At 33.5% G+C, this 23,697-nt stretch carries 15 protein-coding genes and 1 tRNA gene; 10 read left to right on the top strand and 6 right to left on the bottom strand.

Translation table 11 applies throughout. From position 1 onward, the window contains the following. Nucleotides 1-221 precede the first annotated feature (221 nt). From AC2D6V_RS04515 to AC2D6V_RS04500, 4 genes are all read left to right on the top strand, one after another. Complete coding sequence (locus AC2D6V_RS04515) at nucleotides 222-1,877, top strand: solute:sodium symporter family transporter (protein WP_484646858.1); 1,656 nt, start codon at nucleotides 222-224, stop codon at nucleotides 1,875-1,877. A 17-nt stretch (nucleotides 1,878-1,894) separates the two neighbouring features. After that, nucleotides 1,895-3,376, top strand: coding sequence for a glycerol kinase GlpK (glpK, locus tag AC2D6V_RS04510; RefSeq protein ID WP_484646857.1), 1,482 nt, complete (start codon nucleotides 1,895-1,897; stop codon nucleotides 3,374-3,376). A 10-nt stretch (nucleotides 3,377-3,386) separates the two neighbouring features. Further along, the gene (locus AC2D6V_RS04505) at nucleotides 3,387-5,063 is read left to right on the top strand and encodes a glycerol-3-phosphate dehydrogenase/oxidase (protein WP_484646856.1); all 1,677 of its coding nucleotides are present in this window, start codon (nucleotides 3,387-3,389) and stop codon (nucleotides 5,061-5,063) included. 114 nt (nucleotides 5,064-5,177) lie between these two features. Further along, nucleotides 5,178-6,743, top strand: coding sequence for an FG-GAP repeat domain-containing protein (locus AC2D6V_RS04500; RefSeq protein WP_484646855.1), 1,566 nt, complete (start codon nucleotides 5,178-5,180; stop codon nucleotides 6,741-6,743). Between the two features lie 39 nt (nucleotides 6,744-6,782). On the opposite strand, the gene AC2D6V_RS04495 is transcribed toward AC2D6V_RS04500, so the two are convergent. The 6 genes from AC2D6V_RS04495 to AC2D6V_RS04470 form a co-directional block, all read right to left on the bottom strand. Further along, the gene (locus tag AC2D6V_RS04495; protein WP_484646854.1) at nucleotides 6,783-8,192 is read right to left on the bottom strand and encodes a DUF2231 domain-containing protein; all 1,410 of its coding nucleotides are present in this window, start codon (nucleotides 8,190-8,192) and stop codon (nucleotides 6,783-6,785) included. After that, the gene (locus AC2D6V_RS04490) at nucleotides 8,192-9,613 is read right to left on the bottom strand and encodes a DUF1501 domain-containing protein (protein ID WP_484646853.1); all 1,422 of its coding nucleotides are present in this window, start codon (nucleotides 9,611-9,613) and stop codon (nucleotides 8,192-8,194) included. Before AC2D6V_RS04490 ends, AC2D6V_RS04495 begins: the two co-directional genes overlap by 1 nt. A 1-nt stretch (nucleotide 9,614) precedes the next feature. Next, nucleotides 9,615-12,920: a DUF1553 domain-containing protein gene (locus tag AC2D6V_RS04485; RefSeq protein WP_484646852.1), complete on the bottom strand. Its 3,306-nt coding sequence runs from the start codon at nucleotides 12,918-12,920 to the stop codon at nucleotides 9,615-9,617. 168 nt (nucleotides 12,921-13,088) lie between these two features. Continuing rightward, nucleotides 13,089-13,162: transfer RNA gene (locus AC2D6V_RS04480), tRNA-Ala, on the bottom strand. Nucleotides 13,163-13,617: 455 nt separating this feature from the next. Beyond that, complete coding sequence (locus AC2D6V_RS04475) at nucleotides 13,618-14,781, bottom strand: sensor histidine kinase (RefSeq protein WP_484646851.1); 1,164 nt, start codon at nucleotides 14,779-14,781, stop codon at nucleotides 13,618-13,620. 193 nt (nucleotides 14,782-14,974) lie between these two features. Then, nucleotides 14,975-16,321, bottom strand: a complete 1,347-nt coding sequence (locus AC2D6V_RS04470) for a sigma-54-dependent transcriptional regulator (RefSeq protein ID WP_484646850.1) — start codon at nucleotides 16,319-16,321, stop codon at nucleotides 14,975-14,977. A 205-nt stretch (nucleotides 16,322-16,526) separates the two neighbouring features. Here AC2D6V_RS04470 and AC2D6V_RS04465 point away from each other — a divergent pair, with 205 nt between their 5' ends. The 6 genes from AC2D6V_RS04465 to AC2D6V_RS04440 all read left to right on the top strand — a co-directional run bounded on the left by AC2D6V_RS04465 (nucleotide 16,527) and on the right by AC2D6V_RS04440 (nucleotide 23,626). Continuing rightward, nucleotides 16,527-17,783: an efflux RND transporter periplasmic adaptor subunit gene (locus AC2D6V_RS04465; protein ID WP_484646849.1), complete on the top strand. Its 1,257-nt coding sequence runs from the start codon at nucleotides 16,527-16,529 to the stop codon at nucleotides 17,781-17,783. A gap of 5 nt (nucleotides 17,784-17,788) precedes the next feature. Next, the gene (locus AC2D6V_RS04460) at nucleotides 17,789-18,472 is read left to right on the top strand and encodes an ABC transporter ATP-binding protein (RefSeq protein WP_484646848.1); all 684 of its coding nucleotides are present in this window, start codon (nucleotides 17,789-17,791) and stop codon (nucleotides 18,470-18,472) included. A 12-nt stretch (nucleotides 18,473-18,484) separates the two neighbouring features. After that, complete coding sequence (locus AC2D6V_RS04455) at nucleotides 18,485-20,821, top strand: ABC transporter permease (RefSeq protein WP_484646847.1); 2,337 nt, start codon at nucleotides 18,485-18,487, stop codon at nucleotides 20,819-20,821. Nucleotides 20,822-20,845: 24 nt separating this feature from the next. After that, nucleotides 20,846-22,267, top strand: coding sequence for a TolC family protein (locus tag AC2D6V_RS04450; RefSeq protein WP_484646846.1), 1,422 nt, complete (start codon nucleotides 20,846-20,848; stop codon nucleotides 22,265-22,267). 325 nt (nucleotides 22,268-22,592) lie between these two features. Beyond that, nucleotides 22,593-23,405 carry a DUF2971 domain-containing protein gene (locus tag AC2D6V_RS04445; protein ID WP_484646845.1) on the top strand — a complete coding sequence of 271 codons (813 nt, stop codon included), beginning with the start codon at nucleotides 22,593-22,595 and terminating at the stop codon, nucleotides 23,403-23,405. A 35-nt stretch (nucleotides 23,406-23,440) separates the two neighbouring features. Beyond that, nucleotides 23,441-23,626: a hypothetical protein gene (locus AC2D6V_RS04440; RefSeq protein ID WP_484646844.1), complete on the top strand. Its 186-nt coding sequence runs from the start codon at nucleotides 23,441-23,443 to the stop codon at nucleotides 23,624-23,626. Nucleotides 23,627-23,697: the final 71 nt, after the last annotated feature.

Genomic DNA, 23,697 nt, shown 5'->3' with positions numbered 1-23,697 from the left:
TTCGCCGAGAATCTTTGGTCATTTAATTAATCCAAAATAATTAACTTTCAATTTTTATGTATCTTTCTTAATCTATAAAATATAGCAAAATTAAGGAACTAGCAAGAATTATAGTTTTAATACTATGTTGGATGTTAAACTAAAATATTTAAACTAGATCATAAAGTATTTTAGATGAATACCTACTAGAGTAATTTGATATATTAACTTTAAAAATATATATGGACGCACTTTCGATTGTTTCATTTTTAGGATTTACTTCTTTAGTAGCCATTATCGCCTGGTACGCAACAAGAAATACAGATGAAAGTTCAGCCGATGGTTATTACTTAGGTGGAAGAAGCTTGGGTGCTATTACTATAGCTGGTTCGTTACTATTAACTAATCTTTCCGCAGAACAAATTGTTGGCCTTAATGGTCAATCATTTGCACAAGGTATTCTAGTGATGGCCTGGGAAACTTTAGCTGCAATTTCAATGATTGCAACTGCAATTTTTTTATTACCAAAATACATGGGCTCAGGAATAACTACTATTCCAGAATTTATAGAAGAACGATTTGATTCTCAAACAAAATCTATTTTATCTATATTATTTTTAATTGCATTCGGCGTTGTATTATTACCAACAATCCTATACTCCGGATCTTTAGCATTTAGTACGATGTTTGATTTGCCAAACACTTTAGGTGTTTCACAATCTATGGTTATATGGATAAGTGTTTGGTCTATTGGAATTATTGGTTCAATATATGCCATTTTTGGAGGACTTAAAGCTGTTGCTGTTTCCGATTTGGTAAATGCAATAGGCTTATTAATAGGAGGTCTTTTAATCCCTATTTTTGGTTTAATGCTAATTGGAGATGGTAGTGTTTCTCATGGTTTAAATGAATTATGGGCTCAAAATCCAGACAAATTTGACGCTAAAGGAGATATTGATTCTTTTATTCCTTTTGGCACAATTTTTACTGGTATGATGATTGCTCAAATGTATTATTGGGGAACAAATCAATCGATTTTACAACGTGTTTTTGGTGCTAAAAGTTTAGCAGAAGGGCAAAAAGGAATGCTTTTGGCTGGCTTCATTAAATTCTTAATTCCAATAATAGTTGTATTGCCTGGCGTTATAGCATGGCATATATTTGGAAATGACTTAGTCAATGCAGACCAAGCGTACCCAGCTTTAGTTAGAAAAGTGTTGCCAGGAGCCTTTTTAGGTTTCTTTGCCGCGGTGTTATTCGGGGCAGTATTAAGCTCTTTTAACAGCTTACTCAATAGCAGTTCAACACTCTTTGGTGTAGACTTATTTCGTCAATTTTTCGATAAAAACGCATCTGAACTTAAAACTGTTAAAGCAGGAAAAATGTTTGGTATTTTATTAGCTATACTGTCTATGGTGATTGCCCCATTTATAGCCAATGCGCCAGATGGCTTGTTTTCATATATTCAAGAATCATTAGGGAGTTTAAGTGTTCCTATTTTAGCTGTTGTTGCTGTCGGTATGGCTACCAAAAAAGTCCCTGCTTTAGCCGCTAAAATTGTTCTTACCTTAGGTGTATTAATGTACTTGGTAAGTCAATTTATTTTGGCTCCATACTTTATAGAAACCGCACTTACTGAGGCTGCTAATAATGACATTACAGATGCTAAAACACTAGGAATTATTAAAGCAAAAGCATATCCACATTTTTTACATATTATGGGGATTTTATTTGTTATCAACATATGTATTATGCTACTCTTAGGAAAACTCTTCCCAAGCAAAAAAATATACTCACCAAAAGTTACAGATCAAATTGACATCACACCTTGGAAATATGCTAAAATAGTAGGGTTAGCTATAACAATATTGGTGATAAGCACTTTTTTAATCTTCTAATTTGAACGCCCTAAAATATGAGTAAAAAATATGTTGTAGCACTCGATCAAGGTACCACTAGTACAAGAACTATTTTATTTGACATAAAAGGTAACATTATTTCTATTTCACAAAAAGAATTAAAACAATACTACCCACAATCAGGTTGGGTGGAGCATGATGCTATGGAAATATACAATGATCAACTAGAAACTTTTAACCAAGTTGTTTCAGATTCTGGAATTAACCCAGAGGAAATAGCGTCGGTAGGTATAGCAAATCAAAGGGAAACAACTGTTGTTTGGGATAAAGTAACAGGGAAACCTATTCATAAAGCTATTGTTTGGCTAGATAAAAGAACTACAGATATCTGCAAGGACATAGAAGACAAAGGGCTTTCCAGCTACATTAAAAAAAACACTGGTTTAGTAGTAGATTCTTATTTCTCCGGCACCAAATTAAAATGGATTTTAGACAATGTTGAAGGCGCTCAAGAAAAGGCAGAAAATGGACAATTAATGTTTGGTACAATTGATTCTTGGCTCATCTATAAATTCACAAACGGTCAAAAACATGTAACCGATCATACTAATGCTTCAAGAACTTTAATTTATAACATTAAAAAATTAGAATGGGATAAAAAGTTACTCAAAGAATTAAACATCCCTTTATCATTGTTACCAACTGTTCAAAACTCATCATCAGATTTTGGTACAATAGACTATAAAGGCATTCAAATACCAATTTATGGTGTAGCTGGCGATCAACAAGCATCATTATTTGGACAGGGCGGTTTCAAAGCAGGTGTTGCAAAAAGCACCTACGGTACAGGTTGTTTTATTCTTTTAAACACTGGTAAAAAGCAAGTAAAATCAAAGAAAGGATTATTAACAACCTTAACATGTAGTCTAGATTCAGAACCTATAAATTACGCTTTAGAGGGCAGTGTTTTTGCTGGTGGTGCCTCAATTCAATGGTTGAGAGACCGCATGAAGGTTATAGAAAAAGCAAGCGACACAGAAGCCATTTGTAACAGCATTCCTCCTCTAAAAAACGTATATGTGGTGCCTGCCTTCGCCGGTTTAGGTGCGCCTCATTGGGATAGTAAAGCAAAAGGTAGCGTATATGGTATGACCTTAGACACAGGGCGCGAAGAATTAATAAAAGCAACTGTAAATGCCTTAGCCTATCAAACCAAAGATGTTATAGGCGCTATGGAGAAAGACTGTGGTGAGAAAATAACAACTCTAAAAGTAGATGGCGGAGCTACAGCGAACAGCTACTTAATGCAATTTCAATCAGACTTATTAAATGTTGAAGTAGATCGACCGAAAATGATTGAAGTTACCGCTTTTGGGGCTGCACTTTTAGCAGGTATAAAAGCAGGGGTTTGGACCAAAAACGATATAGAACAAATTAGAGAAATTGATATCGTATTTAGTCCGAAAATGGAAAATAAAATACGAAAAAAGAAATACAAAGGCTGGAAAAGGGCTGTTAAACGAACAAAAAGCAAGTAAGATCTTGATGATGGAAAAAACCGTAGAATTTTCAGCTTTAAATCGAAAATCTCAAATCAAAAAATTACAAACACAAAAGTTTGACTTGGCTATTATTGGAGGTGGTGTTACGGGAGCAGGAATAGCTTTAGATGCGGCTTCTCGCGGTTTAAAAGTATGCCTTGTAGAAAAGAATGATTTCGCTTCTGGAACCAGTAATAAGTCCACAAAATTAATTCACGGAGGACTACGTTACCTTAAACAGTTTGAAATAGGCCTAGTACGCGAATCAGGATCAGAACGTGCTATAGTACACAACCTAGCGCCTCATTTAGTCATCCCAGAAAAAATGTTGTTGCCGCTTGTTGAAGGTGGAACTTACGGTAAAATGATGACTTCTATTGGCTTAAAAGTTTACGATTTTCTAGCAGATGTTAAAGGTGATGACCGGCGTCGTATGTTAGATAAAGAAGAGACTTTAGAAAAAGAGTCGTTGCTGAACAAAGAAGTTGTTTTAGGTAGTGGTCTTTATGCAGAATATAGAACAGACGATGCGCGCTTGACCATTGAAGTGTTAAAAAAGGCCGCCTCTTTTGGAGCAACTATTATCAATTATTGTGAAATGGAATCGTTTAGTTATAATGATGATTCTAAAATCAAAAGTTTGAATTGTGCAGATAGAAATACTGGAAATACATTCAAAATAAAAGCAAGAAATTATGTTTCTGCCGCAGGCCCTTGGGTGGATGATCTTCGTGTCAAAGATCACTCCATGAATGACAAATATTTACACTTAACTAAAGGGGTTCATATTGTGTTTCCTTATGAAAAACTACCTATAAAGCAACCTCTTTATTTTGATGTTTCCGATGGTAGAATGATTTTTGCCATACCAAGAGGAAGAGCTACCTACGCTGGAACAACAGATACCAATTATTCAGGAAATTTAGAGCGGGTAATTGCAACAAAAGAGGATGCTACATATTTATTAAACGCCATTAATAATGCTTTTCCAAAAGTAAATGTAACAATTTCTGATGTAGAATCTAATTGGGCGGGATTAAGGCCATTGATTCATGAAGAAGACAAAGATCCTTCTGAGTTATCTAGAAAAGATGAATTGTTTGTTTCAGATAGCGGATTAATTTCAATCGCAGGTGGTAAGCTTACAGGCTATCGTAAAATGGCTCATCGTGTTATTGAAGCAGTTTTAAAAACAATGAAGAAAAAACACAAGAAAAATCTGAAAAATTCTGAAACAGAAAAAATTCCTTTAGTTTCTCCTTCACTTAAAAATTCTCATGAAGTAAAAATTTATCAAAAAGAATTAGAAATAAAACTTCTAGAATTCGGTATTACAGACACGTATCATGCTTGGTATTTATGTACAACCTATGGTAAGCAATCTGATCTTATTTTAGATAAATCAACAACATTCGAAAACAAAAATGCCTTAGAGCGCATTATTAGGGCAGAACTTTGGTATTGCATCCACTACGAAATGACTTATAGCTTAACCGATTTCTTTGTACGCCGCACTGGTAGATTGTATTTTAATATTTCAAGTGTAAAAAAGTACAAGAAAATCATTACTAATGATTGTGTAAATTATTTAAATTGGGATACCAAACGTATGACTACAGAAAACGAAAAGCTTGAGTTACTTATACAAGATGCTACAACTTATTACGATAAAGAATTCTATTAAAAAATACATTAATCTTTTCACGTTTGTATTTAACATTATGAGTAATAATAAATTAGTATATGCCTAATTTATTTTGTTTAACTTTCACAGATAACAATTCAAGAATTACCTTTCATGAATAAATTATCCTTTTTATTTGCTATTTTATTTTTCCTGTTCCTTGTTTCATGTAAAAAAACAAATCCGCAAAACGAGCCTGATCATGCCAATAGTGTTAATGAATATTGGGTTGATGCGACAGAAACCTATCTACCTAAAACAGCAGAATGGACCAATAGAGTTGAGGTTGCCGATATAAATAGCGATGGAATGATTGATATTCTCTTTGCTAACGGAGGTGATTATTCTAAGCCTGGTGATCTAGAACTTAGCAGAGTATTTATAAATAAAGGTCCAAACACCAAATTTCATGAAATTACAAGTCAAATTTTTGATGGAGAAAAATATCTTTCTAGAGTTATTAAAGTCCGTGATATAAATAATGACAGTATTCCAGATATTATAGTAGGTACCACTTACCAAACACAAAGTCAGCTTTATTTAGGCATTGGAAATGGTACGTTTAAAAAGGTTACATCAACTCATTTTCCAAAAATACAGGCTAGTATAGGCGATTTGGAACTAGGAGATGTTGATGACGATGGTGATTTAGATATAGTGCTTTCAGATTGGGGAGAAGGATCCAACATGAATAACTCGGGAGGAAGAACCATGTTATGGCTAAACGACGGCAAAGGGTATTTTACCGACGCTACCCAAAATAAAATGCCGAATATTTTAATCCAATTTTCTTGGGATTTAGAATTTATAGATTTTGATAACGATTTTGACTTAGATATAGCTATCTCATGCAAACGATGCCCCACAAGTAGGATTTTTGTAAATGATGGAAATGGTGTTTTCACAGACAAGCGATTGCTACCAGCTTACACTAACAATTATGATTTTGAAACCCTAGATATTAATAATGATGGCTTTCTGGACCTAATAACAATTAATGATGGTGAAATTGTTTCTGGAGAAACCTTCTCACGAAGAGAACATATCTTTTTAAATCAAGAAGGAAAGCGATTTATTGATGCTACAGAAATGCTTTGGGGAGATTCAGAAAATATTGGAGAAGACGATAATAACATTGTTTTTCTCGATTTTGATTCTGATAATGATCCCGACTTTCTAATTAGCTCTTTAACTGGTGAAGATCGTTTACAAATAAATGATGGAACAGGTAAGTTTAGATTAAAAGAACCAGTTCTTAAAGGAGAACCAACGCCACTTACGCTCTCTTTAGCTTTGGGTGATATTGATAACGACAATAGGTTGGATATTATCATGGGACAAGGCGAAGGTAAAAATGGTATAGAAGAAAGAATCTTTATAGGAAAAAACTTAGACCCAGATACCGCGACTCCCGTAATTTCACATTTTCAAATTACAGAGAATTCTGAAGAAAATATGCTAAATATCAAAGCTAGAATTCATGATAATAAAAGTCCAAATATGCCTCAAGATTGGAAATCTATATTTGTTGTTTTTAATGAAAAAAGAGATTCAATCCCAATGACATGGTATGGTGAAAATTTATGGGTTGCAGATTTGGAAATGAAATACAAAGCCACAGATTTGGAAATTTGTGCTACTGATTACTCTGGTAATAAGGCCTGTAAACAAGTAAAATAACCCATTGTACATTTTAATTCAAATGTACAATGGGTTATTTTATTGAGTTTCCATTTGTTCAAAAACAGATTTAGCCTTAATAACCTCATCGAATTTAAATTCAGATATTATTTCAATATTAGAGAATTTCTGAGCCAAGCTAGATATTTCTTCAGCAGAAACTTTTGTGTTCCACACATAAACTCTCAACAAATTACTTAATCCTAAAATTTGTTCTAATGCATCCTTATCAATATCATTCCCATTTAGATTAATAGACTCTAAATTAGGATGCTTAAGAAGAAAACTCAAGACATCGTTTGTAACGCTATTTTTGCTTAAATCTATTCTTGTTAAATGAGTAAAGCTATTCATATTCTTAACAAGATTATCTGATAATTTACAGTTCGATAGCTTCAAAAATGTGATTTGTTCTGAAACCTTATTTAGAATGGAAATTTGCTCACTTGCAATTGAATCTCCTTTGAATTCAATATCTAACAGGAAGTTTGCTGCTCCCAAGTAATTTGCTCGAAAGTTAGAATTTCTTATTTCGGTAAAAATATTTGTATCAAGACTATCACTTTTAATCTTTTCGTAATATGGCTTCATGCTAAAGTCTAATCCGTAATCACGATTAACAAGTGCAATTAATTCTTTGCTCATGTTATCAGAATTAAACCTTGTTAAACTATCTGCGCCGTTTTCAATCCAATACCTTAAAATCTGGATTTCTGTATAACTAAACCCACCAGCTCTCGGTGGCATGAACTTTTCATGTGTCAATGGAAGACTCACTCTTTTTAACAATTCACTTTTATCAGGGTCTCCAGCAACAATAGGTGTGTCGTGATTTGCGTCTTTAAACAAATTACTATGGTTATCAATAATTAAACCACCTCTAAAATCTTGACTATTATGACATGCAATACATTTTTTATCAATAATTGGTTTTATAATACCCGAGTAAATTTCAACCGAATCAGGATTCACGCTACTTAAATCAATAACCGATAAATTGTTATTAGGCATTAACATAGCAGGTCCATACTCGGTTAAATAAGAGTATCCATGCGTTAAGTTCCCTCCTAAATGCCCAGTAATTCCAGTTAAAATAATAGCAAAAGTTGAACTAAGAAGTTTTAATTTGCCTTTTGTTGAAGGCCCTTTTACTTGATAAATAATTACAAGTAACATAACCACAAGTGTCATAATTCCTAATAGCTTATGATTGCTTAAAGACTCTATGCCATAATCGTTACTAAAAGACAACAACCAGCCAGTTATGGCTGCGAATAGGCCAAACAAAAGCCCAATAATATAAGTAACAATAACGGTTTTTCTAGATTCAATAAGTTTGTGATAACCGTATTGATGAAATATTTCAAACACATAGCCTAAAATGAATATGCCTATAGGCAGGTGTACCAGCAGAGGATGAAAACGACCAATAAAAATATCCCAATTCATTAACTCAAAATATCTTTAACCACAGATCCATGTACATCTGTTAAGCGGAATCTACGCCCTTGATATTTATAATTCAATTTCTCATGATCTAGCCCTAACAGATTCAAGATTGTTGCGTTAAGGTCGTGTACGTGTACCTTGTTTTTGGTGATATGATATCCAAAATCATCGGTAGCTCCATAGGTTAACCCTTTTTTTACACCGGCTCCAGCCATTAGCATGGTATACGCATCTGGGTGATGATCCCTACCAAAGTTGTCTTTAGTTAGTTGCCCTTGAGAGAAGCTCGTTCTTCCGAATTCTCCTCCCCAAACAACTAATGTGTCTTCTAAAAGCCCTCGTTGTTTTAAATCCATTATTAATGCTGCTGAAGCCTGATCTACTTCTTTACATCTTTTAGGAATCTGCTTCGGCAAATTACTATGATGATCCCAACCACCATGATACAACTGAATAAACCTTACGCCTTTTTCAGCTAATCTTCTAGCTAAAAGACAATTGCTAGCAAATGTTCCTGGTTTTTTACTGTCTTCTCCATATAATTCATAAATATAATCAGGTTCATTTTCAACATTCATAACTTCAGGTACAGAAGTTTGCATTCTGAACGCCATTTCGTATTGAGCCATCTTAGATTTAATTGAAGGGTCTTCCCATTTATTATAATTCTGAGTTTGTAATTTTTGTAAATGGTCTAACTGTTCTCTTCGAATTTCACCCGTAACCCCTGGTGGATTACTTAAAAATAAAACGGGATCTTTTCCGCTTCTAAATTGCACACCTTGATATTCCGCTGGTAAAAACCCACTTGATAATAACCGTGTAGAACCTCCCTCATTACCTTTAGTCATAAGCGCTATGAAATTAGGCAGGTTTTCATTCTCTGAACCCAACCCGTAACTTACCCATGAGCCAATTGTTGGTCTTCCTGGTATTTCCGAGCCCGTATGTGTAAACATTTGAGCTGGTTCATGCTGCACAGATTCTGTATACATAGAATTTATCATGCATATTTCGTCTGTTATTTGCCCCATATGTGGTAGCAGATCACTCATCCACATACCACTATTTCCTCTTTGCTTAAAATCGTATAATGGTCTTACAACAGGTTTGGTTGCTTGTTTGGCAACGGTTCCAGTAACCCGTCCTCCCATTACACTATCTGGTAACTCTTGCCCGTGCATTTTCGTAAGAATGGGTTTATAGTCGAACAAGTCCAATTGAGAAGGCGCTCCAATCATATTCAGGAAAATTACTCTTTTCGCTTTTGGCGCAAAATGCGGTCCATTAAATAATCCGAAAGAAGACCCCAACGCATTTAATGGATTCATTAAAGAAGCCATTGAAATTGCTCCAAGACCAAGTGTTGCCTTCGAGAGAAAATCTTTTCGACTAATAGGGTTGTGGTGATGATCTTTCATGCTATCGTTTCATATATGATTGGTCAAAATTAAATATCGTACTAACTACAAGCGTCATGGCTGCAGTTTTTTCTTTGGACAGTAAGGAATCAAATTGTTTACTTCCTACAGATAATATTGAATCAGCTATTTTAGGGTTGTCCATAAATTCACTAATTGATTTTTGATAATAATTATTCAAAATTTTCAATTGTTCTTGGTCTGGTTTAAGTCCTGTTGATAACCTAAAAGCATCAATAATCTGGTTTTCAACAGAATCTGGATGCGTTTTTTGGACTCTTTCAGAAAGCACTCTAGATGCTTCAACTATTTGAGGATCATTCAAAAGAGATAGTGCTTGTAATGGCGTGCTCGTAACATTTCTTCTAATGGTACAAATTTCTCTAGAAGTTGCGTCAAAATTTACCATAAATGGATTGGGAGCAAATCTTCTTGAGTATGTATATAAACTTCTCCTATATAGGTTATCGCCAGTATCTGGAACATATTCTGCTAATTTTTTGGAAGCCATAAAAACCTCTTTCCACAGGCCTTCGGGTTGATATGGCTTAACACTTGGACCCCCAATTTCTTCAACCAATAGACCGCTCGCTTTAAGTGCATTGTCTCGAATCATTTCCGCAGGCCATCTGTATGAAGAACTTCTTGCTAAATATTTGTTTAGAGGATCTTCTATTCTTTTTTCTTCGGTACAATAGGACGATTGTCTGTAGGTATGAGACATAACCATTTGTTTAATGGCCCGCTTTATATCCCAGTTATTATCCATAAAATCCTTTGCTAGCCAATCCAATAATTCTGGATGGCTTGGGCGTTCCCCTTGGCTTCCAAAGTCATCGGCTGTTTTAACAAGACCTTGACCAAAAATCATTTGCCAGTATCTATTTATGGCCACTCTAGAAACAAGTGGATTATTTGAATCGAAAAGCCATTTTGCTAATCCAAGGCGGTTTTTAGGTAAATCGCTCGAATACGGAAGAACTTTGCTAATACCACCCGGTTCAACCGCTTCTAAATGTTGATCGTACAACCCTTTATCAAGTATATAAGTCTTTCTGGGATTTTTCATTTCCTTCATAACCATTAACTCACTCACACTATCAAGTACCGATGCCAATTTTTGCCTAGTGTCTTTTATTTTTGATTGCTCAATTAAAATATTGTCATCATGCAAAGCCCAATAATCTTTCTTTATGTCTTCTGAGTTTTTATCAATTGTGGTCTCTCCTAATATGGCCATTTCCAATTGGGATAATTGCCGCTTATATATTTTAATTTCATCAATACGGCCCTTAAAAAGCCCTAAATCGTCCATAAATTTCCTATAGCTTTTACCCACAAGAAGAGGAATACTGTCAGGCTCCATGGTTTCTATACTAATTGGAATAATGGATCTTTTTAGTTGATCGAAATTAGTTTTAGTTTTAACTTTTTTGCCATTTACAAATATTTGTATTCCTTTCGCCGATTTACTACCATCGTAAGTAAAACCTATGTGGTGCCATGCATTAGCTTTAATTGGGTTTAAGGTACTTACCGAAATGATTTCATCTGGCAGCCTATGTATTAATCGAACACTTACATGTTTTGTGGAATCTAAAGCCATATCCCAACCACGATGATATTGAAAAACATTCCCTGCATTTCCCATGATGGTTTGAGAGGACCCAACAGAATCTAATTCCGTATTTACCCAACAACTTGTTGAAAAGGCATCATAGTGATTAAATTCTCCCGTTTTTCGAAGTTTTATAAAATCATATTCTTCGTTAAAATATGCTGCTTTACCATATTTTCCATCCGTTAGGGTGATTTTCAAATTAGCTTCAGCATTTTTATTATCGTCGAGCATCTGTAACTCTTGAAATATTTTCTTAGGTTTTTCAACCTCCTCTTTTTTCTTTTTCTTGGCTTTTTTCTTGTCCTCTTTTTTCTTTCTTAGTTTTATCTCTTTCTTATAAGGTTTTATAGTATTGAAAGCAAAATACTCACTATGTCCTTTAACCTCGTTAAGTTTGGGGAGTTTACCTAATATCTGAGTATTTATATCGTCCGCTATATTTAGTTCAGCCTGTTCTAAATTCTTGAGATAGGCGTCTACTTGCGATTTCTCGTCATCATTTAAAAGCAATAAGGTAGGTGCCCGATCTGCATCTGTTGGGGCTAATCCGTATTCTTCGGTTGTATTAAAAAACGCAGACATTTGATAAAACTCCTTTTGAGAGATAGGATCAAACTTATGGTCATGGCATTTTGCACATTCAACCGTAAGCCCTAGTAAAGCAGTGCCAGCAACACCGGTTCTTTCATTCACATATTCAATTCGAAATTCTTCCGGTATCGATCCTGCTGATGCCTCTAGAGGATTCATTCGAAGGAATGCTGTTGCAATCTTAGATTCTTGATCGGAATTTTCAATTAAATCACCTGCAATCTGATGTGTGATAAACTCATTATAGGGCAGATTTTTATTAAATGCCGCAATAAGCCAATCGCGATATGGCCATGAGGTACGATAACCATCGAATGAAACACCATGCGAATCTGAATAACGAGCCACATCCATCCATTCCATTGCCATTCTTTCTGCATAAGCTTCACTGGTTAAAAGTCTATCTACGATTTTCTCGTAAGCATCAACAGAATCATCTTTAAGAAAATTATCTATTTCCTCAATTGAAGGAGGTAAACCGGTAAGATCCATTGTTACACGGCGTAGTAAGTGCTCTTTTTCTGCCTCATTCGAAGGTGTTAAACCTTCTTCTAATAATGTTTTTTGAATAAAGTCATCTATTTTATTAACCCTAGTCCAATCATTATTAACCTCAGGAATTTGCTGATTGGCAATTGAAAAAAAAGACCAATGTTCCTTCCATTTAGAGCCTTGTTCCAGCCATTTAGCAATCATGGCTATTTCTCTGTTAGAAACAGAAAGATCCGATTCAAGGGGCGGCATAACCTTATCTGGCTCGTTAGTCGTCAAACGATGTATAACTTCGCTATTACCAATATTCCCCTTAACAAACGCGTAATTTCCCGAACGCAATTTTTTAAATGCTTCGCTTTCGGTATCTAATCTTAAACCTGCTTTCCTTGTTTGTGGGTCTGGCCCATGGCAAGTATAGCACCTATCTGAAAGGATTGGCTTGATGTGAAAATTATAATCTATATACTCTGGTAATGAGGCATATTCCTTTTTAACTTCCTCAGTTAAAGGTCCGGAACAACTACAAATTACCAGCAGAAGCCAATAAACAATCTGCCGTGTTCGAATTGTATGAAAAAACGAAGAAATAAAATAAGACACTACTTGCAATGGTTGGTTAATTGGTTACTAGCAAGGTAAGAATTTATTTTGTAATAATTTTAGTGCTTTTCTAATTCTAGAACTTAGGTTTATTTGATTCATTTTTGGGAATTAAATTGATTCCAATAAAAAAGCTTTCAATTCCTTGAAAGCCTTTCTATTGTTTCGTGGAGAAGATCGGGCTCGAACCGACGACCTCTTGACTGCCAGTCAAACGCTCTAGCCAACTGAGCTACATCCCCAATTCCCTTTAAACACTGTGTTTACTAGGATATGAATGCTTTTAAATGATATTTCCAGTGTATGCATTTAACAGCATTTGGATGCAAATGTATGCCTTTAAGTGCAAAAACCCACCACCAAAACCCACCACCATAATAGATTAATTCGAGGGTCGTAGTCTCAATTTCTATAAAATTTTAATCATTTATAATGCTAAGCAAGATTGATTAAAAAATGGAATAGAATTTATCATTATAAAAATTAATAATCCCTATGATAATTTATAAAATAGCGTTACTTTTATTTATATGATTTTTTCTACAAATAGAAAATTAAATATGCTGAATAGAAATAATAAAAACTTCAGCATAGCCAACCAAATTAAAATAATATGCTGAACAAACATGCGCATATAAACAAGTTGTGCGTAAGTTGAAAAAAATAAACTCAATGAATTGTGAAATAATGTAGCACATTAAAATATCAATCGAATAACAGTGCCACTGTTTTCAACAGAATTAATTTGAATCTTTCCTTTATGAAGAAACATGATTTGTTGACAAAGGGTTAACCCTATTCCGCTACCATTCTTTTTAGTGCTAAAAAATGGAATAAATATATTATCCAAGATTTCATTCGGTATTCCTAAGCCATTATCAGAAACTTTTACAATGGCAATGCCTTCAATATTTTTTTCAGCAGATATTTTGATCAATGGAGTTTGAACATTTTTACAAGCTTCTACAGAGTTTAGAATCAAATTAATCAAAACCTGTTCTATTAAAGAAGTGTCCATTTCAATTTGAAACTCAGGGTCGTCAAGTTTAAACTGCAATTCTATATTCTTACTAATGAGAGATGGTTGTATTAAGTTAGAAATACTCTCAAACAAGTTATGAATAGAAGCTTTAGTTACATCGATGTTAGCAATTTTATTTAGACCTCTGAAAGTATTTGCAAACTTCATTAAACCTTCGCTTCGATTACGAATACTGTCAATCCCCAAATAAAGGTCATTAGTATCAACTCGATTTTTAATGGGATCCTCTAAAGACAATCTAATTTTAGTTTGCAAAGTATCGGCTAAGGATGAAATCGGGGCAACTGAGTTCATAATTTCATGTGTCATTACTCTTAGCAATTTGTTCCATGCTTCTGCCTGATTTTGATTTAAAGTATTCTCAATATTTTGAAGTACAATTAATTTAAACGCCTCATCTTTCACCTTAAAAGAAGCATTTGATATTAATATTTTGGTTTTGTCATTTTCAGAATCAATGCTTATAGTATTCCCCTTTACATGAGTTGTTTCAAAAACATCCATATACATCTTTAAATTCCTTTTTTTTACAAATTGAATGTTTTTAATAGTGGGAATATTTAGAATTTGATTAAACGAATCATTGACCCATAGAACGCTTCCGGATTCAATATTATAAGCGATAATTCCAGTATCAACCAATTCCAATATTTTTTGAAGATATAGGTATTGAACTTCTTTTTCCTTATTAACTGATTTAATGGTTTCGTTAATACTATTAAATCCTCTATGAAGTTCCCTTATATCTTTTGGTCCGGAATCTTCATTAAAAAATTGATTAAAATCTCTGTACCTAATAGACTCAAAGAAATGAATCATTTCAGAATATCTTCGAATTGTAAATCTAAAAATGTTATAAATCGATAAAAATATAATTAAAAGAAGTAGTGCAGAAATGATCATAGATTTCAGCATATCTAAACCAAAATCCAGTTTATAAATTGCTAATAAAAAAGCTGTTATCAAAAAGGCCAAAACGAAGATCCGAACAAAAAGCGACACTTTGTAATTTCTATAAGCCATATTTATTGAGTCTTCTGTATAGTGCAGTTCTTGTTATTCCGAGTTCTTTTGCCGACTGAGAAATATTACCGTTGTTTTTTTCTATCACTTCCATAATAGTGTTTTTTTCTACAGTATCGAGTTTCATGTCTTTTGGTTTCATTGATATAGTATGCCTTTCAATCGGAGAAAACATTAAATCACAATCTTTTAAAATAGTACCATCCAACATTATTACAGACCTTTCAATGGCATATTGAAGTTCTCTGACGTTTCCCGGAAAATCATAGGTCTTTAGTTTCTTCATAAAACTTTCATCAACAGAAATACTAGGCTTAAGATATTTTTCTGTGTAAAGTTCTATAAAATGTTTTGCCAGTAAAACGATATCCTTCTCTCTTTCTCTCAAGGGAGGCATCATTATTTCAACAGTATTGATTCGATAAATTAAGTCTTTTCTAAAATTATCTTCATCAGCCAGTGATTCGAGACTAGAGTTTGTGGCACAAATCAGCCTAATATCCACGTTGATTGGCTCATTTGAACCCAGAGGGGTTATCTGTCTATTTTGAAGTACCGTTAGCAATCGTGCTTGTTGCTGCAGGCTAATGTTTCCAATTTCATCTAAAAAGAGAGTACCCCCTTCTGCTGATTCGAATCTACCTTGTCTATCTTCTCTGGCATCTGTAAAAGCACCTTTTTTATAACCAAATAATTCACTTTCAAACAAAGATGAAGTTAAAGCGCCTACATCCACTTTTATAAAAGCCTTGTCTTTTCGGAAGGAGTTGTCGTGAATGGCTTTTGCGATAAGATCTTTTCCTGTTCCATTTTCTCCAAGAATCAAGATATTAGCATCGGTGGGTGCGATTTTTTTGATTTTGAAGAATACATCCGTCATTGTTTTACTCTCTCCCAATAATTTTATCCCATTTACCAGTGGGTTCCATTTTATTGTTCGATTCGATTTTTTATCTGTCAGAATATCATTAATAGATTCTAATAATTTTTCATTCTTCCATGGCTTTACTAAAAAGTCTGAGGCTCCTTTTTTTAGAGATCGAATGGCCAATTCCAAATCCCCATAGGCAGTTATTAAAATAACAGATATATCTTTATCAATTTCTCTAATTTTATTAAGCCAATATATACCTTCATTACCAGTATGTACAGCACTTTTATAATTCATGTCAAGAATGATAAGATCGAAATTATGATCTTTTAGTAAAGACGAAATATTTTCAGGGTTCTTCTCGATAACCACCTCTTTGACCTGAGATTTCAGTAAGATCCTCATAGCGATTAAAACGTCGTGATCATCATCAATAACCAGAATGGAAGCATTTTTTAAAAGCATAATCACAAAACTACACTATAATAATTTGATAACTAAAAATTTATACCTAAAACATAAATCCCTTAATAAGTGTCCTTTAAACGTACAGTGATTGTATCAAAACCGAACACCTTAAGTTAAATTAAAAATTATAATTATCTAATTATCAGATTATTATACTTTTGGCACAGTTATCACATTAGAAATAGAAAATATTAGTGAAGACATGGATATACCTATAACAAAGAAAAAATTTACAAAATCTAAAATCATAATAGCAGTTGGGCTATTCGCCTTAATAATATTTATAATGTTTATGGTTTCCGCTTTCCGAGGAAACTCAAAATTAAATATTGATGCAGAAAGAATTATAGTCAGCTCAGTAAAAGAGGGGGCTTTTCAGGAGAACATTCCTGTGAACGGAACAGTTTTGCCAATTACAACCATTTATTTGGACGCCCTTGAAGGTGGCAGGGTTGAAGAAATATTTGTTGAAGATGGGGCAATCATGAAACAAAACGAACCAATATTGCGTCTTTCAAATACCGATTTGGAATTAAGTCTCGTAAATCAAGAAACTTCAGTGTACAATTTGCTAATTCAAATGCAAATTTCACAGAATGCTGCGCGTCAAAACACCATTAATAAATTAAATCGGTTGACAGATGTGGAGAATGAACTTATCGAAGCTGATAGAAAATACAAACTCAATAAAAAACTTTATGATCAAAAAGCTATAGGCAAGCATGAATTTAAAGAGGCCGAGAATAATTATAATTATCAAAAACAACGCATGGCTTTAGCTTTACAAGTATTGCAACAAGATTCACTTTCAATTACTCAAGAATCAGAGCAGTCTAGAAACTCATATGCTCGGACTCAAATCGCATTAGATCTAATGCGTAAAAAAGTTGGTGATTTAATTGTTAGAGCTCCTGTAGATGGGCAATTAACTTCACTCGATGCCGAAATTGGACAGTCAAAAAATAAGGGGGAGCGTTTAGGACAATTGGATGTTTTAAGCGGCTTTAAAATACGTGCAGATATAGATGAGTATTATATCTCCAGAATTTATTCAGGGCAATCTGGTAGCTTCATCTTTAATGGAAACAACTATAGTGTTAGTATCAAAAAAGTATTTACGCAAGTTACTAATGGAAGATTTCAAGTAGATATGCACTTTGAATCCGAAATTCCAGAAGGGATTCGCAGAGGACAATCTTTAAAGATTCGATTGGCTTTAAGCGATGAGAAATCAGCGGTATTAATACCGAAAGGAAGTTTCTTTCAAAAAACAGGAGGCAATTGGGTTTTTAAACTAAGTGATAATGGTGACATGGCATATAGAGTAGATATCGAAATAGGAAGTCAAAACACCGAGTACTATGAGGTAATAAGTGGACTTGAGCCTGGAGATAAAATTATTACTTCAAGCTATGAAAATTACGGTGATAAAGATGAATTGATAATAAACAAAAAATAGAACGAATGATAAAAATTAAAAACTTAGAAAAATATTTTACGACGGAAGAGTATAAAACAATAGCATTGAATAAGATTTCATTTGAAGTACAGGAAGGAGAATTTGTCTCAATTATGGGGCCTTCTGGAAGCGGAAAATCGACCTTACTTAATATTCTTGGGATGTTGGATGATGCAGATGGCGGGAGTTTCATTTTTAATGATCATGAAGTTATTAATTATAATGAACGCAAGAGAGCAGGTTTACGTAAGCATAATATAGGTTTTGTATTTCAGAGCTTCAATTTAATTGATCAACTTACTGTTTTTGAAAATGTTGAGTTGGCACTAATCTACACAGGAATAAAAAAGAGTGAAAGAAAAGAAAAAGTAAATGAGGTTCTGGAAAGAATGCAAATAATGCATAGAAGAAGTCATTTTCCACAACAACTTTCTGGAGGTCAACAACAAAGAGTTGCGGTTGCCAGAGCTTTGGTAAACGATCCTAAACTTATTCTTGCAGATGAGCCAACTGGAAACCTGGACAGTAAAACCGGTAATGAAGTTATGGAACTACTTACCGAATTAAATAATCAGGGTTCTACAATTATTATGGTTACCCATAGTGAGCATGATGCCAAATACAGTAATCGTATTATACGAATGCTTGATGGAGAAAAAGTAACCGAAAACATATTAGTTAACCATTAGAGATACAATATTATGATCAAAAATTATATCACGTTAGCATGGCGAAATATTATAGGTAATAAAGTTTTGTCCTTTCTCAATATTTTAGGTTTAACTTCCGGGTTATTTTGCTTTTTACTAATCTATTTATGGATATCAAGTGAAAATAGCATTAATAAGTATCATACAAACATAGATCAACTGCATTCTGTATATCTGGAATCATCTGATGGCCCAGCGTTTGGTTATGGCACGTCATCACTTCTATATAAGGAGTTAAAGATAAAAGTGCCAGAGATTGAGAAAGTTTCGGCAACATCTAACTATAGCAAAAAAAGCACCTTCTCTAATGGGAATAAGGTTTTAAAGCAAGATGGAAAATTTGTAAGTGAAGACTATTTTGATATGTTTTCATTTAATATTCTAGAAGGGAATGCTTCGAAGGCATTAAATGCTCCAAACCAAATTGCTATTTCAAAGGAAATGGCCGAATTGTTCTTTGGAAACTCAAAAAGTGCCATTGGGAAAACACTCACTTACGAAAACTCAAAAGAGCTAAAAATATCTATGGTCTTTGAAATAGGCAGTGAAGATTCAACCGAGAAGAGTGATTATTATTTATCGTTTAATTCTCTTTTTGCTGAAAATTCGTGGATGTATGATTGGAAAAATTTAGCCACCTATACCTTTGTTCAATTGGCCGAAGGAACAAATGTTGATCAGTTAGAGCAAAAACTAAAATCATTCCTAGACGAATATGAATTAGGCTTAGACATTCGATTTCAACCTTACGCAGATAGCTATCTTTATGCAGACATTGAAAAAGGTAATGGGAAAATTGTATATGTAAGATTGTTTGGAATAATAGCTTTTTTGATCATGCTGATTGCAAGCATTAATTTCATGAATTTAGCTTCTGCAGGCTATATGAAAAGAGCTAAAGAAATTGGGGTTAGAAAGGTTTTAGGAGCGAGCAAAAGTAGTTTGATAGCTCAATTTCTTGGAGAAGCCACGCTTCTTTCTCTTTCAAGTCTGTTTTTCGCTTTAATCTTTATTGTATTTGCGCTACCTGTATTTAATCAAATTACAGATAAAAACATAGACCTGTTAAATTTGCCCGTATCCACATGGATAATGGTTTTCGTAATTACACTTTTCACAGGAATTCTATCTGGAAGTTACCCTGCATTTTTGCTCTCTTCCTTTAGGGTTACCGATATTTTTAAGAAAAAAATTGAAACCAGCTCTAGCACCAAATGGATTAGAAAAGCTTTGGTTGTATTTCAGTTTACCATTTCGGTTGTCTTTATAAGTAGTATGATCATTATTTCAAAGCAAATTGATTTTGTCCAACATAAAAATATCGGTTTCGATAGAGAAAATTTATTGGCAATCACGCTGTCAAAAGACTTACAAAATAATTTTGAGGCTTTTAAAAGTGGCGCTTTACAAATTTCCGGAGTTACATCGGTCACAAAAACATCGCATATTCCTCTAGGAGAATATGGTACGTCACCAGAAGTTATTTGGAACGGTAAGACCTCTGATGATCCTTCGCTATTTACAGGAATGGTTGCAAGTGCAGACTTTGTTGGCACTTATGGTGTTGAATTACTTATGGGAAGAGAACTTATTCATAATAACCCGGAAAACATTGAGTATCTCATTAATGAGACGGCCTTGAATAAAATGAAGATGGAAAATCCGATAGGTCAACCACTATCGTTTTGGGGAAATCCAGGAACCATTGTTGGGGTGGTAAAAGATTTTCACTTTGGCTCCTTAAAAGAATCTATCTTCCCCATGATTATTAGAAGTGAGGGGTATTCAGAATTTGGTATAGCCTTCGTCAAATATAATTCTGGTACTGAAAAACAGACATTGGCGGCTTTAGAACAGCTTCATACAAATTTAAATCCGGCATTCCCTTTTGAGTATCGGTTTGTAGATCAAGAATATAATAAACTCTATAAGAGCGAATCTACATTTTACAAATTATCAACCTTCTTTTCAATTTTGGCCATTCTAATTTCCTGCTTGGGCCTATTTGGTCTGGTCATATTTACAGCAGAACAAAAGACCAAAGAAATTGGTATTAGAAAAGTATTAGGCGCCTCTGTTTTCACCATTACCTCTCTTATAACAAGAGACTTTCTGAAATTAATCCTGATTGGAGTAGTAATTGGAACCCCAATTTCTTGGTACTTCATGACCAAATGGCTCGCAGATTATGAATATAGAATAAATATGCCATGGTGGGTATTTGGTCTAACTGCAGTACTAATAATTAGCATATCCCTGCTTACTGTCAGTTTCGAGTCTGTAAAAGCAGCTATTGCAAATCCGATAAAAAGTTTAAGAAACGAATAGTACACTGAAATTAAAACAAAGATTATGAATAAAAAGGTAACACTTATAATTTTCCTTTGGTTAGGTATTTTTACTGGAATTTCTCAAAATGAGCAGAAAACAATATTAACATTGAACGATTGTATAGAGATGGCTATTAAGAATAATCTGGACTTAAAAGTTAATCGGCTAAAAGTAGAATCTTCTGGAATAAATTACAAACAATCGAAGACTAATATACTTCCGACCTTAAATATGGATTACAATTTGGGAACTAATAGTGGTCGCAGTATAGATCCATTTACCAATAACTATATCAACCAAGAACTTACATTTTCTAACGCAGGTTTATTTCTTGATTTAAATGTATTCAGTGGTTTTAGATTAAAGAATGAAGTTAAACAAAATAGGTTTAAAATGCAGGCTTCGGAAATGGAAACAGAAGAGACCCGGCAGAATTTGATCTTGGAAGTTACGCTTCGATATATCCAGATATTGAATAATAGAGATTTGATAGAATTGGCCAAATCAAATCTTCAAACCACAGAGATTCAATTGAACAGACTCAAAATTAATTACCAAGAGGAGGCAGGAAATCCTGTTGATTATACAGATATGCAAGGTCAATTTGCTTCAGATCAATCCAGTATTATTGATGCTGAGATTAGTTTGAAATCTGCGATATTAAGCCTCACAAAACTGTTGAACTTAAATATAGATCCAGGAAATGGTTTTGAGAATATTGTTGGTTTAATCGGAGTAGAAAAATATCAGTTTTCACCTCTTGAAGTTTACAACGAGGCTCTACAAAATCTGGCAACCTTTAAATCAAAACAATTTAAAACTGATGCTGCATTATCCGGTGTTAAAGTGGCTAAATCGAATTACTATCCAGAAGTTTCACTATTTGGGCAATTAAATACAAACTATTCCAGTTTGGCCAATGTCTTTAATGAAACGGGAAGTTCCATCGTACAAACTGGAGATTTTGTTAGTATTGATAATCAGGAGTATAGGGTTTTAAGAAACGAGCCACAATTTGAAAGCACAAAAATCGATTACAACAAACAGTTTGAAAACAATCTTAATTCGGTTGCCGGTATATCTGTTCGGATTCCGTTATTTAATGGATTTCGTGCCAAAAATACTGTGGCACTCCAGAAAATTCAGGTTAAGGAAACAGAAGTTGAACTGGAACAAACCAAATTCAATTTCAAACAATCTATTGAAGAAGCATATAATAACATGGAATCTGCTTACAATAGGTATCATATTTTAATAAATCAGGTAAAAGCCTATGAAGAATCATTCCGTGTTAATGAGGTTAGATTTAATAATGGCGTTTCAAATATTGTGGATTATATTACCAGCAAGAATAATATGGATTCTTCTAGATTGAATCTCAATAAAACTAAATATGAGTATTTGTTAAGAGTGAAAATATTGGATTACTATAGAGGAATTTAATTACTTTAATTCCTAATTATGGTTTTAGTGGAAGAGTTAATTTAACGCTATCTTTATTCGAATTTCGTTAATTGATTGCAATATGACAATGTCGGAAAGAGTTAAAGAAAAACTGAATAGTAAACTAACATAAAAACCAACGCACAACAACGTATAAAAACAATAATGGCTTTATTTATTGCCGAAAATAATCTCAAACTTATTATCTTTCAGTTTCGGATTGAAATCCCAAGGATATCCATCCCTTACTGATTTTTATACGAACACGTTGGCAAACATAAAAACAACCTAAAATTAATTTAAAATCGAACAAGTAAAAACAATTTTGGTAAAGTGGTTTTTAGAGGAGTATGAATTTAGACATAGTCTTAGTCTGGAAAACGTAGGAGCCTATATAAATCGGACAATACGAAACAATGTTGAATTAATTAAACCAAATATTTTATATAAGTTTTACAGTAATTCAAAGTATAATTTAGAAGCACTTTCAAATAATTATCTTTATTTCTCTAATCCAAGAAATTTTAATGACCCTTTTGATTGCTTAACTAATCGAGAAAAATACATTTTAAAAGGTGGAGAGGGTATTATTAATCATCGAGAACTTTTAGGAGTATGTAGTTTTAGTGTTGTTAATAATAACCCACTAATGTGGGGACATTATACTAATAATTATAAAGGATATTGCATAAAATATAATAATGAATCTCTTTTAAAAAATGGCGATGTTCAAATTAAATCCCATGTAGCTTATCTGAAAGACTATAAACCGACAAATGAAAAATTTGATAATGCCATCTCAGAATTGAGAAAACTTTCGGAATTAGATAAAGATGGTAAACATCTATATGAGATAATACTTGGCATTCTATACAATTACTGTTGGAAATATTATGACTGGCAATACGAACAAGAATTTAGAGCAATCTCTTGGACAACAAATAATTTTAACAGAGAATTAAAGTTCGAAGAAAATACTATAGAGGAAATCTACATAGGTCACAGAATGAGAGATGAGGATCCGCAATTTTATAATAATCTGATAGAGATTCTAGATTCGAAATATAAACATGCCAAAAGATTTGTAGTAAAACCGCATCACCTAGCAGTTAAACTAGATTTTGAGGAATTAGAATAAATTACGTTTGCCAACAACATATATAATCAAGAAAAATGAAAAAAATGATATATCCAATTAGTTTACAAGAATACATGGATAAAATATCCAAAAAATATCAGTCTTTACCTGGAGGTCCTGAAAAAGAAAAACTTTGGTTAGAAATTAAAGAAATTGCCGAAAAAGCATATCCTACTGTTATTATTGAAGACATTTCAAATAACGAAAAAAAATCGGAGTGATAAAAACAATTTAGAATTCAAAAAATACGATTTGCCAACACCGTGTATAATTAATTGCTTTGGTCGTTGCT

It is taken from the genome of Algibacter sp. YIN40, assembly GCF_057219435.1.
Note: the sequence above shows the minus strand (reverse complement) of the source record. Positions and strands in the feature narration are given on the sequence as shown.